Origin of the sequence: Streptomyces sp. NPDC048211 (assembly GCF_043202315.1) — a bacterium.
Taxonomy (GTDB): Bacteria; Actinomycetota; Actinomycetes; order Streptomycetales; family Streptomycetaceae; genus Streptomyces.
Genome location: NZ_JBIDAD010000013.1, coordinates 21,870 through 34,623, shown reverse-complemented (window position 1 = coordinate 34,623; position 12,754 = coordinate 21,870). Strand labels below are relative to the sequence as shown.

At 70.4% G+C, this 12,754-nt stretch carries 11 protein-coding genes; 4 read left to right on the top strand and 7 right to left on the bottom strand.

Features of this window, described 5'->3' with window-relative positions; genetic code table 11:
- Positions 1 to 75 precede the first annotated feature (75 nt).
- Positions 76 to 4,359, bottom strand: coding sequence for a S8 family serine peptidase (locus ACGFZA_RS34895; RefSeq protein WP_393684472.1), 4,284 nt, complete (start codon positions 4,357 to 4,359; stop codon positions 76 to 78).
- A gap of 155 nt (positions 4,360 to 4,514) precedes the next feature.
- Complete coding sequence (locus ACGFZA_RS34890; protein ID WP_393684721.1) at positions 4,515 to 5,330, bottom strand: hypothetical protein; 816 nt, start codon at positions 5,328 to 5,330, stop codon at positions 4,515 to 4,517.
- Between the two features lie 453 nt (positions 5,331 to 5,783).
- Between ACGFZA_RS34890 and ACGFZA_RS34885 the strand changes: the two genes are divergently transcribed.
- Positions 5,784 to 7,154, top strand: a complete 1,371-nt coding sequence (locus tag ACGFZA_RS34885) for a hypothetical protein (RefSeq protein WP_385283474.1) — start codon at positions 5,784 to 5,786, stop codon at positions 7,152 to 7,154.
- 91 nt (positions 7,155 to 7,245) lie between these two features.
- Here ACGFZA_RS34885 and ACGFZA_RS34880 read toward each other — a convergent pair whose 3' ends face one another.
- The 3 genes from ACGFZA_RS34880 to ACGFZA_RS34870 are packed head-to-tail and all read right to left on the bottom strand — an operon-like array spanning position 7,246 to position 8,919.
- On the bottom strand, positions 7,246 to 7,836 hold the full coding sequence (locus ACGFZA_RS34880; protein WP_393684470.1) for a hypothetical protein: 591 nt from the start codon (positions 7,834 to 7,836) through the stop codon (positions 7,246 to 7,248).
- Positions 7,837 to 7,886: 50 nt separating this feature from the next.
- Positions 7,887 to 8,096: a DUF397 domain-containing protein gene (locus ACGFZA_RS34875; protein ID WP_393684468.1), complete on the bottom strand. Its 210-nt coding sequence runs from the start codon at positions 8,094 to 8,096 to the stop codon at positions 7,887 to 7,889.
- Entirely contained in the window at positions 8,077 to 8,919 is an 843-nt protein-coding gene (locus ACGFZA_RS34870; RefSeq protein WP_393684466.1) for a helix-turn-helix domain-containing protein, read from the bottom strand. Before ACGFZA_RS34870 ends, ACGFZA_RS34875 begins: the two co-directional genes overlap by 20 nt.
- A 113-nt stretch (positions 8,920 to 9,032) precedes the next feature.
- Between ACGFZA_RS34870 and ACGFZA_RS34865 the strand changes: the two genes are divergently transcribed.
- The 3 genes from ACGFZA_RS34865 to ACGFZA_RS34855 all read left to right on the top strand — a co-directional run bounded on the left by ACGFZA_RS34865 (position 9,033) and on the right by ACGFZA_RS34855 (position 11,891).
- The gene (locus ACGFZA_RS34865; protein WP_385283464.1) at positions 9,033 to 9,275 is read left to right on the top strand and encodes a hypothetical protein; all 243 of its coding nucleotides are present in this window, start codon (positions 9,033 to 9,035) and stop codon (positions 9,273 to 9,275) included.
- Positions 9,265 to 9,507, top strand: a complete 243-nt coding sequence (locus ACGFZA_RS34860; RefSeq protein ID WP_393684464.1) for a hypothetical protein — start codon at positions 9,265 to 9,267, stop codon at positions 9,505 to 9,507. The genes ACGFZA_RS34865 and ACGFZA_RS34860 overlap by 11 nt, the downstream gene beginning before the upstream one ends.
- Before the next feature lie 326 nt (positions 9,508 to 9,833).
- Complete coding sequence (locus ACGFZA_RS34855; protein WP_393684462.1) at positions 9,834 to 11,891, top strand: glycosyl hydrolase family 28-related protein; 2,058 nt, start codon at positions 9,834 to 9,836, stop codon at positions 11,889 to 11,891.
- Positions 11,892 to 11,954: 63 nt separating this feature from the next.
- Here ACGFZA_RS34855 and ACGFZA_RS34850 read toward each other — a convergent pair whose 3' ends face one another.
- Positions 11,955 to 12,374: a PIN domain nuclease gene (locus tag ACGFZA_RS34850; RefSeq protein ID WP_393684460.1), complete on the bottom strand. Its 420-nt coding sequence runs from the start codon at positions 12,372 to 12,374 to the stop codon at positions 11,955 to 11,957.
- Complete coding sequence (locus tag ACGFZA_RS34845; protein WP_393684458.1) at positions 12,374 to 12,616, bottom strand: type II toxin-antitoxin system VapB family antitoxin; 243 nt, start codon at positions 12,614 to 12,616, stop codon at positions 12,374 to 12,376. The genes ACGFZA_RS34850 and ACGFZA_RS34845 overlap by 1 nt, the downstream gene beginning before the upstream one ends.
- Positions 12,617 to 12,754 lie beyond the last annotated feature (138 nt).

Genomic DNA, 12,754 nt, shown 5'->3' with positions numbered 1-12,754 from the left:
CCCGTCAGCCGCCGGCCGGGTGAGGCGCAGGTGCCTTCCCGGCTGCCCGCGAGCGGGCAGCCGGGAAGGACACGGTCAGGACGGCAGCTTGGCGATGACGATCTTCGTCGATCCCTGGGCCGTCACGTCGGTGGCGTAGAACGCCACCTCACCCCGGTTGTTGATGCCGAGGCCCTCCAGGGCCACCCAGTGCTTGCGGTCCACCATGGAGCCGATGTCGTACATCCGGCCCTGCGGGTCCCACAGCACCGCCGTCTCGACATCGGGCTCGAACTCGGCGGTGCCGGCGATCCAGCCGGCGTCGTTCACCGCCAGCGCCTGGGCGTCGAAGCCCAGGTCGGGCAGCCGGGTCATGGTGCCGCCCGGCTTCAGGACGAACGCGTCGTCGCCGCTCTTGCCGACGATCACACCGGACGCGTTGACGCCCTCGGCGGTGCTGTCGGTCATGCCGGGCAGCGTGCCCAGGTCGGTGACCGAACCGTCCATGCTCCACTTCACCGCGTGGCGGACGCCCGCCTTGTACGAGTGGCCGACGATGACGCCCGACTCGTTGATCGCGAGCGGCTCGGTCAGGGTGCGCTGGTCGGTCAGGTGCTGCAGCCTGCGGAACCCGTCCTTCGCGGACCAGATGAACGGGTCGTTGACCTGGAGGTTGCCGCCGGTCGCCGGGTTCTTGATGTACCCCGTGGCGTTGCCGACGACGTTACCGGCGTTGTCGACCGCGAAGCCGCGGTCGAAGCTGTACGCCTCCCAGTCCGGCAGCGGCAGCGTGGTGAGCTTGCCGTCCGCGTCCCACACGGCGCCGCGGGTGCCGCCGGCCGTCAGCGTCACCTGACCCGTGGTGTACGCGCCGGACTGGCTCAGGCCCAGGGCGCTGCCGTTGCGCACCCCGGTGTTGTCGAGCAGCGTGACGCCGTGCTCGGCGTCCCAGCGGACCGGCCGGGTGACCGCGGAGACCTGCGCCGAACCGGCCACCTGCCCCTGGTCGTTGAAGCCGAAGCCGCTGGCCGGGCCGAAGGACCCGGTGACGTCGAGGGACGGCACGGTGACGTTGCCGAGCAGCACGTCCGCGCTGCCCAGGGGCGTACCCGCGTCGTTCGCCATCGAGAACCGGCCGACCAGACGGCGGCCGGCCGGGGGCACGGTCTCCGCGACGAGGCGCCCGGCGATCTTCATGGACTGTCCCGTGGCCAGCTTCACCGGCTTCTCGTCGTCCACCGTCACCGCACCCAGCGACTTCGAGAACATCGTGTCCTGGATGTCGAACTCGGTGGAGCCGGAGGGCACGTCGGTGCCCGCGATGTACAGGTAGTAGTAGCCGGGCTTCGGGTTGTTGATGGTCAGCGACTCACGCGAGCCGCCGTGCGTGGACGAGGCGACCAGGGCACCGGACTGGGCGACCAGGTACAGGTCGAGGTCGGCGTCCTTGTCGGAGGCGTTGCCCAGCACGACCTCCAGGCGGGTCGCGTCGCGCGGCACCGTTATCTGCTTGCCGGTCGTCACCTGGGAGGCGACGGTGGGCCTGGCCTGCGACAGGGCGCCGAGCGAGCCGCCGGTCGCGTGCGCGGTCACCGGCGCGAACCGGTTGACGGCGGTGAAGGCCTGCTCGGTGGGCGCGTGCAGGGCGGCCTCGGCGACCACGGACGACGCCGGGTCGAACGTGGCACCCTGAACGGACGCGCTCAGCCGGTACGGGTTCTCCATGACGGGCGACGTGCGCCGCGCCTCCACCTCGAACTCCCAGATGCCGGGCATCGGCTGCTCGTAGGTGCGCGAGGCAGGGTCGCAGGTCCCGGCGTCCGAGAAGTTCGTGTAGCAGAGGCTGACGGCGGTCTCGTCCACGGGCATGCCCTGCGGGTCGACGGCGAGGAACCGGGTCTGGCTGTCGCCCGCGATCCCGCTCAGGTCCACCTTCAGCGCCGAGGCGCCCTCGGCCACGGACACGAACACCGAACGCGTCTGGTTGCGGTCCACCGAACCCTTGGAGCTGACCGTGTACGAGGACTTCGCCGGGTCGGCGGCGGCCACGACGGTGACCGGGACGAGCTTGTCGACACCGGGGGTCGCCGGGTCGTCGACGCGCAGCAGCGCCGAGTGCGCACCGGTGGAGCCGGTCCGCGCGCGGACGGTGACGGTGGTCGCCCTGCCCTTGCCGAGCAGCACGACGGGCGGGGCGCTGAACGTGCCGTCATTGCCCAGCCACGACAGCAGTGCGACACCGCTGCCGGAGCCGGTGCGGGTCAGCCGGACGTCGTACTCCTTGGTGCGGGTGGTGGTCTGGCCGCCGTCCTCGGGGGCGCAGCGGTTGTACACGCCGGTGCCGGACTTCGGGGTGGCGAGCATTCCGGCGAGCGCCCCGCACACGGGGGCGTCGACGGTGTACGACGTCGGCTCGGCGCCCTTGGCGAGCAGCTTCCACGCCTTCGGAACGTTGATGAGTCCCGCGCCCTGCGCATACGCGGGCTGGTCGGCGAGGAACGTCGCCGAGCTCGTCAGCGCGGAGCGCAGCGCGGCCGGCGTCACCTTCGTACCGGAGCGCCGAGCGGCCGACAGGAGCAGCGCGACATCTCCCGCGGCCTGCGGGGACGCCATCGACGTACCGTTGAACATGCCGTATCCGGCGGGCAGTTCATAGCCGGTGTCGGGCACGCTCTCGCCGGGCATCCAGGTGGGTATGGACGACACGGCGGCGCCCGGGGCGACGATCTCCGGCTTCATGCCGCCGTCCTCGCGCGGTCCGCGCGCGGAGAACGGGAACAGGGACTGGGAGGCGCGCACCCGGGAGCCGTAATCGGCCCACCAGGTGTCCTTGCTGACGGACGCGCCGACCGCGAGCACCTTGTCGGAGACGGCGGGGTCGGCGATGGTGTTCATGCCGGGCCCGTCGTTGCCGGCCGACGACACGATCTGGACGCCGTAGTCGTCGATGAGCCGGTTGTAGAGCACGGACCGTACGTTGTTGCCGTCGTTGAGGGCGGGCAGTCCGCCGATCGACAGGTTGACGACGTCGACGTGCTGGTTCACGACCACGTCGATCATGCCCTCGGCGAGTGCGTACGCCGTGCAGCCGGACGCGAACAGGCACACGCGCTCGGAGACGATCTTCGCGCCGGGCGCGGCGCCGTTCATCTTCCCGCCGAACAGGCTGTTGCCCGCGCTGATCCCGGCGACGTGCGTGGCGTGCGCGCCCGAGACGATGCCGATGTTCACGTAGTCGGCACTCTTGCCGGCGTTGGTGCCGCCCAGCGGCGACAGGTCCACGTCGTCGCGGTACTCGACGGTGAACGGCATCGACTCGGCGACGGGGGTGCTCGGGTCGTCCGTGCCGAACGAGGCGAACTTCCCGCTCTGCGCGTACGGTTCGACGACGTCGCCGTCGCCGAAGGTGTGGTCCAGGTCGGCGTCGACCCACACGCGGTGGTCGGCGGGCCGGTAGAGGACGGCGAAGGTGTCCTTGTAGTCGCCGTCGCGGTTCACGTCGCCGCCCAGCTCGCCGCCGTACGTCGTGCTCTCGGCGAAGGTCTGGAACTCGTACGCACCGTCCGGCGCCTTGTAGTCCACGCTGCCGACGCGGAACGCGCCGCCGGTGGCGGTGACGTTGCGGCTCATCTGGAGCCACGTCGGGTCGCCGTCGGTGAGCGGGTCGGTCGCCGTGAGCCAGTTCTTGATCTTCGGCTCGCCGGTCGTGGTCTTCTGCAGCGCCGGATGCGCGGCGTCCACGCCGGTGTCCAGGATGCCGATGGTCACGCCGCGCCCGTCCCAGTCGCGGTGGGCGGACGTGAAGTCGGTGGCGCCCGTCTCGCCGGTGGGCAGATACGGGTTGTCGGCTGGGGTCCCCTTGCCGGGCGCGGCGGGAGTGCTGCCGCTCTCCGTGCCGGACGAGTGGTCCTGCTTCCGGTCCTCACCGGTGACCGGCGACGGATCGGGGATCTTGAACGTCTCGTTCAGGTCGACGGCGCGGACCGAGGACAGTGCGGCCAGCTCGGAGACCTTGCCGGTGGGCACGGTGGCGCGCACGTACCCGAGCTTGTCGGTGACCTCGCCGACGGTGCCGCCGAGCTGGGTGATGCGGCGACGCACGTCGGCCGTGTCACCGCGATCGGTGGCCAGCAGCAGGGTGACCGTGGCGGCCTTCTTGCTCTCGGCCTTCTGGAGCAGGGTGCGGTCGTGTGAACCGAGCTTGTCCCGCTCGGACTTGAGGGCCTGCTTCGGCACATCGGGTACGGCGGCGCCCAGTGGGCGCGGCACAGGAGCCGCTTGGGCGGGAAGAGCGGACAGGCCCAACAGGGGACCGGTCAGCCCGGCTGCGAGGACGGCGGCGGTGAGCCGTCGTCTGGCAGGGGTTGTTTTGCGGGACATGGTTGTCCTGCTCCTTCCGGGGTGGGTGTGCTCCCCGGGTCTACAGAGTCGGGCGGGCCCGGCGCACCAGATGGAGGTGGCGACAATTCGACATGTCGTAGAGCCGCCATGGAACGGGGCAGGGCGCTACCGGTGAGGGCGGTTCCGCCCGGGTGTCACCTGCGGGTGCGGTCCGCTCGCGGGACCAGGCCCGCCCGCACCGCGCTCATCCTGGCCCGCACGCCCTGTACGGGAACGGCCCCCGCCGGACCGCCGGTTACGTCGGCGGGCTTGCCCCGGCACGCGCCGCAGATGCCGCCGCGCAGCGCCTCGGGGCTGCCGGGGGCCCGGCACTCTCTGCACTCCAGGGTTCGCAGGACGACCTGGCGCACGGGGGCGACGCGGGCGGGCGGCAGCTTGTCGCGCAGCCTCCGGCCGACGAACCCGACCGGGCTGTAGACCTCCACCGGCAGCCCCTGGGTCAGCGCGCACATAATCTCCGCCTCGGTGGCGCCACGCTCGAACCACTCGCTGACCTGCGGTTCCAGTCGCACGCAGTGCACTTCGGGCAGCGACAGTGCGGGCGCGGCCTTCCCGAGAGCGGCCAGCAGGATGAACGACCGGGAGCGGGTCGGGCGTGGGGGCGTCTGCGGTACGTCACCCCGGATGTACGCCGCCCACCACGTGTCGTCCCGCGCGGTGCGGGAGAAGAACGTCCGCGTGACCCAGAGCAGCACCTCGTCCGTCGCGACGCATTCGCTGCCCCGGCGCAGGTGCCCGGCCTCCTGGAGCCGGTTCAGCGTGGTCCGCAGCGCGCACTGCCCGTACGGGAGCACCTTGGCGAGGGTCTTCACGGAGATGTCGGCGCCGTCGCACAGGCCGTCGATGTACGCGGCGACAGCGGCGTCACGGGGGAGGAGGTGGGCGAAGTCGTCCCCGGTGAGGGGGCGTTGACCGGGCGCGGAACGCTTGCCGTATCCGGGGTTCGCCATCGGATGGCCGAGCGCGGGCGCGGGCCCGGGCGGGGAAGGAGGGGCAGCACTAAACTGGCCGGCAGCCATGAGATCGCTCGTTTCGATCGAACTGGTCAGGCCCCTGCTCGGTGTTTGCGCACCGGCGGGGGCCGTCGTGTCCCGGCTGACGCTAGAGCGTCGCTACCCTCCGTCGCAAGTCGATCGCTAAAAGTCAACCCGGCAGGCAGGGAGGGTGGGTGGGAATCAATCCCGCCACCCGTTCCACTGAAAGAGCGCTCGGATCTCGACGCTTGAGCCCCGGACCGTGAGCGCCCGCCCGGGGGCGGCGGGACCATCCGTCGCGGTGGACGGACCTCCGGTGGTGCCGATGTGTACAACCGTCTGTCGTCGTGGCGCGTCTGGTGTACCGGAACTGATGTTTCGCCGCAGTTCCCCCGTACGTATTCATCGCTTCGCTGTAAGGGATCGCCCATGCCCGGAACTGTTGCCGACCGCTTCCGCCCGCTGCGCACGACCGCCGCCGCGGTCGGGGCCGTCGCCCTGATCGCCATGGCCGCGGCCGCTGCTCCGGCTTCCGCGGCAGGTGGCGCCGCGACCGGGGATCTGCTGCTGGGACCGGTGACGTCCCTCGACGGAGTGAAGATCGGCAGCAGCGTCGAACTGCCCGGAACCTTCGCGAACAAGGGCGCCACTCCACTCGACAAGGTCTACCTGAGCTATGGCGTCGGCGCCGGGCTCGCCATACCGGAGCTGCCTTCCAACTGTGATCGAGTGGGACGCGACATCGAGTCCAACGCCGGGCTCGTGGTCTGTGCGTACGACCAGGCCGTGAAGGCCGGTGGCATCTACGCCCCGGAGAAGACGCTGTCGGTGAAGGTCCTCGACCACGCGCTGAACGACAGCGTTTCCGTGACGGTCAGCACCTACGACCCCAGGAAGAGCATGGACCCCTCCGAGGGCGGCCCCATCCACAGCTTCCCCGGGCGCGGACCTGCGGTGAATCTGGTCGAGCTGCCCTCGACCACACCGGTGGGAGACGGTGATCACCCGTCCCGGTCCGGTGAGGACCAGTGGGACTCCTCCTCCCTGGGGGTGAACGTGGTGAACACGGCCGATTTCCAGGTGTCGGCACAGCAGACCGGCCGCGTCGACAAGACGGTCACGCTGGAGACGAAGTTCACCAACGCGGGACCGGGCTGGGTGTACCACTACGAAGACGATGTCGCGCCGCTGGTCACGGCCCTGGTCAAGGTGCCCGCCGGAACGACGGTGACGAAGAAGGACAACCGCTGCACGAAGGTCGGGACCGGGAGCTACAGCTGCTACCCCTACACCTCCCCGTATGTGAAGGCCGGCTTCACCGACACCTGGGCCTTCACGCTGCGCATCGACAAGGCGGTGGCCGGAGCCAAGGTATCCGTGTCCCTCGAAGGCGAGGCGCGCCCCTACGACAAGAACAAGAAGAACGACACGGCCACGTTGCTGCTCGACGACGGCAGCGGCTCGACCGGTGGTGCGGGCTCCACGGGCGGCAGTTCGACGGGTGGCGACGGCTCGACGTCCTCCACGGGCGGCAGCTCGACCGGCAGTGACGGCTCGACGTCCTCCACCGGTGGTTCCGGCTCGGCGACCACCGGCGGCTCGGCGTCCACCGGAGGCTCGGCGGCGACCGGCTCCGCGACGACCGGCACCTCGGGTACGTCCGGCTCCTCGGCCACCGGCGGCGGCCTGGCGAACACCGGCTCCGGTTCGACGCTCCCCCTGGCCGGCGCGGCTGCCGCGACCCTGGCGGCGGGTGCGGGCACGGTCCTGCTGATGCGCCGCCGCGCGGCACGGAACTGACGGCTGATCACCCCTGTGCGTACGGCCCGCCGGGCGGACACCCGGCGGGCCGTGCGTGTCCCGGCGCCCGATCCCGGCACCGGGGCACGGCTCAATGCCCGCCGAGCCGGAACGCAATGACGAGATACAGAGGCATGAGCACCGCCGGCAGCAGGAGGGCGACTGCCGTATGGCTGACGAGTCCTCGCCCCGGGGCGAGGCCCAGACAGGTCCGGGCCGCACGGCTGACACGGGGGCCGGGGGCGTCGTGCGAGGGGTTCGCGTCCGCCTTCTCGATTGCGCGGCGAAGCTTCCGACGGCTGCGCTCGGTCGTGATGCCCAGGCGCACGCCGTGGCTGTCGCGCACGACGAAGGTTCGGTACACCCTGCCGTACGAAAAGGTCGTCAGCAGGTGGACCGTGGCGATCCGGTCCAGGTCGACGGAGCGTTCGCCGGTCAGGGTGCGCGCGACCAGACGCGACGACGAGTGCCGGAACGGGGCCCGTTCCTCGTACAGCGCAGGGAAGAGAAGGAAGCCGACGGCGGCGGACAGCAGCCCGAGCACGACCGGAGTCCCTTCGGGTACGGCCCCGGCCCGGGCCAGTCCGTAGCCGCCGAAGGGCAGCAGAAGGAGCACCACCGCCAGGCCCGGCCCCAGCCAGGCACGCGCGGTGCTGCCGGCTGCGTTCGCTCTGACTGACACTCTCGCCCCCACTCGTGCGCCCCGGCCCGCGAACGCGGCTGAAAAGCCGGCTAGGACCTCTTCAGGCCGGCCACGAACGTCGACCAGGCCCCCGTACGGAACACCAGCACCGGCCCGTCCGTCACCTTGGAGTCGCGGACGGGGAGGGCCTCGGGGACGCCGTCGAGGACTTCGAGGCAGTTGCCGCCGCTGCCATCGCTGTACGTGGACTTGCGCCAGACGGCCGTGGAAAGGTCGTAGTCAGAACCGCTCAGCTTCATGCTCGTAATCCTCCGCCACCGACTCGATCAAGGCCAGGGACGCTGCCGGTGAGATCGCGCTGGCCACCACCAGATCGTAGGTCAGTTCGTAGCCGCCCACCGTGCCTGGATCGTCCAGGAGTTGTCCGGAACCGAGCCCGTCCAGGTAGGCAAGCGGAGGCGCATCGGGAAACGCCATGAGCTTCAGTCCGCCTCCCATTGCGGCATGACCTCCGGCAGAGAAGGGGAGTACTTGCACGATGATTCGCCGCTGTTGGGCCAGCTCGGCGACGTGCTGAAGGGCGCCTGACATCACTTCAGGTCCGCCGACGGTCCGTCGTAGCACCGCCTCATCCAGGACTGCCCACAACATCGGCTGTGTTGGATCGGCGAGGAGTTGCGCGCGCTCCAGTCGGGCTGCCACCAATTCGTCGATCGCGGCGGCGACCGCTGTCGGCCGGTACTCCCGGAACACCGCCCGCGCGTAGGCCTCTGACTGGAGCAGGCCTGGGATGAGCTGCGGTGCGTATTCCTTGATCGTCGTGGCGCGGGCCTCCGCTTCCGCTGTTTCGGCGAAGTGGTCCGGGTATTTCGACTTCTTCAGCGCCGCGCAGTTCCGCACGAAGAAGCCGTCCGCGCCCAGCGCCTCGTCGAACTTCTCCGCCTGGTCCATCTGCATCCGGCGCACCCCGGACTCCAACTGTCCGATGGACGAGCCGCTGACGAAGAGCGGGGCGCCCAGTTCGGTCTGGGAGAGGCCCGCGTTCTCTCTTCGGTGGCGGAGTTCGGCGCCGAGAAGGGCGCGTGGAGAGGAGGAGGGGTCGAGCTTCCTGGGACCTGGCATGACAACTCCCCGTGACACACGTGCGGTTGTTGGAACGGCACCTCTTCCAGGCTATCGAGTGATTGACCACGCTGGGTATGCATCGGAACCACGCAGAGTGGAAGGAATGGATCATGGCGACTACAGAGCGGCGCAAGGCGGCGGCGGGCAGGGTGCGGGAGGCGGAGGAGCTGGTGGCGCGATTGCGGGGAGGGTTCGCGGGGGTCGGGGTCGTACTGCCCTCGCTGCGGATCGACCCGGTCTCGATCTCGGGTGACGAGCCGGTTCCGCTCCTGGATCTGGGCCGCTGCAACCTCGACACGGCGCTGAGGCTGTCACAGGTGCTGGAGGACAAGGGGGCCGGTCGTGACGGCTGACGCCGACGGCCTGGAGGCGTGCACGCCGGAGCCCGGGTCCTTCGCGGTCGATGCCCGGGACGGACGGATCGGCCGGGTGATGGGCCGGGTGGGCGCGTCTGTGCGGCTGCGTCCTCCCGGCGGCGGGGCGGCGTGGGACTGTCCGCCCGCCAGTGTGCGCCCGGCGCCGCCGGGGCTCGTGCTGCGGGCGCGGGTGGCGGAGGTCAACCGGGAGGGGCAGCTGCCTCGGTGAGCTCCCCGTTCTCCTCCCGCAGGGTGAGGGAGTGGCGCACCGGCGTGCGACCGATCTCCTCGCGCGGTGCGAGGCCGCTCGCCGGGCACGGGTCGGCTTCTGTAACCGGGCGGCCTGGGAACGCAAAAAGAGGATGAGAACACGCAGTTAATCGGCAAGCTCGCGAAAATCTCCCTACAGGAGTCTTGTGGGGCGGGACGTACGGGTCCTACTGTCGCCTCACCTTCCCGGCGGCCGTTCCACCCGGACGTCCGGGTCGCGCACCGCCCCTCCTCCTCCGTCCTCCTCCTCTCCTCCTCCCTCCTCCTCAGAGAAACGGGCCTGCGATGTCACGGAAGACCACCGGTTTCGGATCGCGGGCACGAAGACCGCGACGCCCCACAGGCGTGTACGCGGCCACCGTTTCCTCATTGACCGTGGCCGCGCTCGGCCTCGGCGTGCTGGCCGGTACGCCTGCGGGGGCCCGTCCGGCCGCCGCCCCGGCGCCCGTCGTCACCCGGGCCGCCCTCGACCCGGCCCTCGTCGCGGGACGGGGAGCGAAGGTGGCGTTCGCCGAGCAGGAGGCGGAGAACGCGGTGACGAACGGGAGGGTCATCGGCCCGGACCGCACCGCGTACACGCTCCCGGCCGAGGCGTCCGGCCGTAAGGCGGTCTCACTCGCCCCGGGCGAGCACGTCGAGTTCACGCTGCCTTCGGCGGCCAACGCGATCACCGTGCGCTACAGCATTCCGGACGCGCCGGGCGGCGGCGGGATCACGGCGCCGCTGGACGTCGCGGTGAACGGCACGAAGCGCTCCACGATGACGCTGACCTCGCAGTACTCCTGGCTGTACAACCAGTACCCGTTCTCCAACGACCCGGGCGCCGGGCTGCTCCACCCCGACTGGTGGATCACCGAGTGCTCTTGCGTGCCCGCGGCCACGACCCCGGCGCCGGTCGTCGCGAAGCCCTTCCGGCCCAGCCACTTCTACGACGAGCAGCGGCTCCTGCTCGGCCGGACGTACCGCGCGGGCGACACCGTACGGCTGACCGTCCCGGCCGGGAGCCGGGCCGCGTCGACGACGGTCGACCTGTTGGACTCGGAGCTCGTCGGCCGTCCGCACGTCGAACTCCTCGCCGCCAACGTCCTTGCCTTCGGGGCGGATCCGACCGGCCGGCGCGACGCGGCGACCGCGATCGAGAAGGCCATCGCCTTCGCCAGGCGCGCCCACCTCAAGGTGTACATCCCGCCGGGCACGTACCGGGTCGACCGGCACATCGTCGTCGACGACGTCACGATCACCGGCGCGGGCAACTGGTACACGAAGATCAAGGGCCGGGAGACCGCGCTCGCCGCCCCGGCGCCGGACGGCTCGACCCACACCGGCGTCGGCTTCTACGGCAAGGACGCGGCCGACGGCGGCAGCCGCAACGTCCACCTCTCCGGCTTCGCCATCGAGGGCGACGTACGGGAACGCATCGACACCGACCAGGTCAACGCCATCGGCGGCGCGATGAGCGACTCGACGATCGAGGGCCTGCACATCAGCCACACCAAGGTCGGCATGTGGTTCGACGGGCCGATGCAGAACCTGCGGATCAGCGACAACGTCATCGTCGACCAGATCGCCGACGCCATCAACTTCCATACCGGCGTGACCGATTCACGGGTGACGCAGACCTTCGTACGCAACTCCGGCGACGACGGCCTCGCCATGTGGTCCGAGAAGACCGCGAACGCCCGCAACACCTTCGACCACAACACCGTTCAGACCCCGGTCCTCGCCAACGGCATCGCGATCTACGGCGGCACCGACAACACCGTCGCGGACAACCTGATCGCCGACCCGGTCCGCGAGGGCAGCGCCCTGCACATCGGCTCCCGCTTCGGCTCCGAACCGTTCGCCGGGAAACTGAACCTCACGGACAACACGACGGTCCGCGCCGGTACGTACGAGCTGAACTGGAACATCGGTCTCGGCGCGCTCTGGATCTTCGCCCTGGACAGGAGCATCGACGCCGCCGACATCCGGGTCACCGGTGATCACTACCTCGACAGCACCTACAACGCGATCATGCTCGTCTCCGACTGGGGCGTGAAGGACCAGTACGGCATCGAGGGGGTCCACTTCAAGGACATCCGGGTCGACGGGACGGGCACCTCGGTGCTGAGCGCCCGCGCGGCGGGCGGGGCGAGCTTCGAGAACGTGGACGCGCGCAACGTGGGCGCGGTCGGCGTCAACAACTGCGGCTCGTTCAACTTCCCCGCAACGGGTTCGGAGTTCTCCCTCGCGGACCTGGGCGGCAACGGCGGCGACTGGCTCGCCCCCTGGCTGCTGCCGAACACGATCACCTGCGACGACCGCCCGCCGGTCGTCCCGCCGCCGGCGCCGGGAACGTGGTGACCACTCCCTGACGGTCTCGCCCCCGGTCGCGGAATGCCGCGGCAGGGGACGGGGACCGGGCGTTCACCGGTCGGCGCTGCCCGGGGGGACAACCCACTGCGAGGGCTGGCCGGTGACGGAGGTGATCATGTCGAAGTCGCCGTCGTAGTGAAGGACCGTCAGCCGGTTCAGCTCCGCCGTCGCGGCGATCAGCAGGTCCGGGAGCGACAGCGCGCGGTGGAAGCCCGCATGGAGGGCGTGGCGCTGGACCTCCAGCGCGCGGGTGAAGATGTCGTCCGTCATGTGCAGATAGTCGAAGGCGTGGAGCCAGGTGCGGATCCGGGTCGCTTCGGAGCTGTCCCGGGCGGAGTGGATCATCTCGTACTCGGTGGGCGGGCAGACGGCGAGCAGGTAGCGCTCGTGCAGCGGCTTGAGGGCCTGCTTGACCGCAGGCTTCGTCCAGCGCGCGAGCGCGGACTTGTCGATCAGGAAGCGGTCCTGCATCAGGCGGCCCGGCCCCCGTCGCGCTTGAGGCTTCCGTCGGCGTTGCGGGGGCCGGTGGTCTCGACGATCTCGCTGAAGTCGAGCTCGCCGGCATCCATGGCGTCGAAGCCCTCCTGCCGCAGATGACGCTTGACCGCGTCCTCCATGGCGAGGCGCACCGCCTGGGCTTTGGTCTTCGTGCCGAATATGCGCATGGCCTCGGCCACCATGGCCTCGTCGAGATCGATGACTGTCCTGGCCATGTCCGCCACCTTCCTGCTGCCCGGCCTGCTGACCGCGTCCTGTTGGTCATGCCTCCACAAACGATATCGCGTACGCGGGTCAAGCGATATCGTTTCGCTGTCCTGGCCGCCTCCCCAGCCACATCTGTGCCGGTGCCC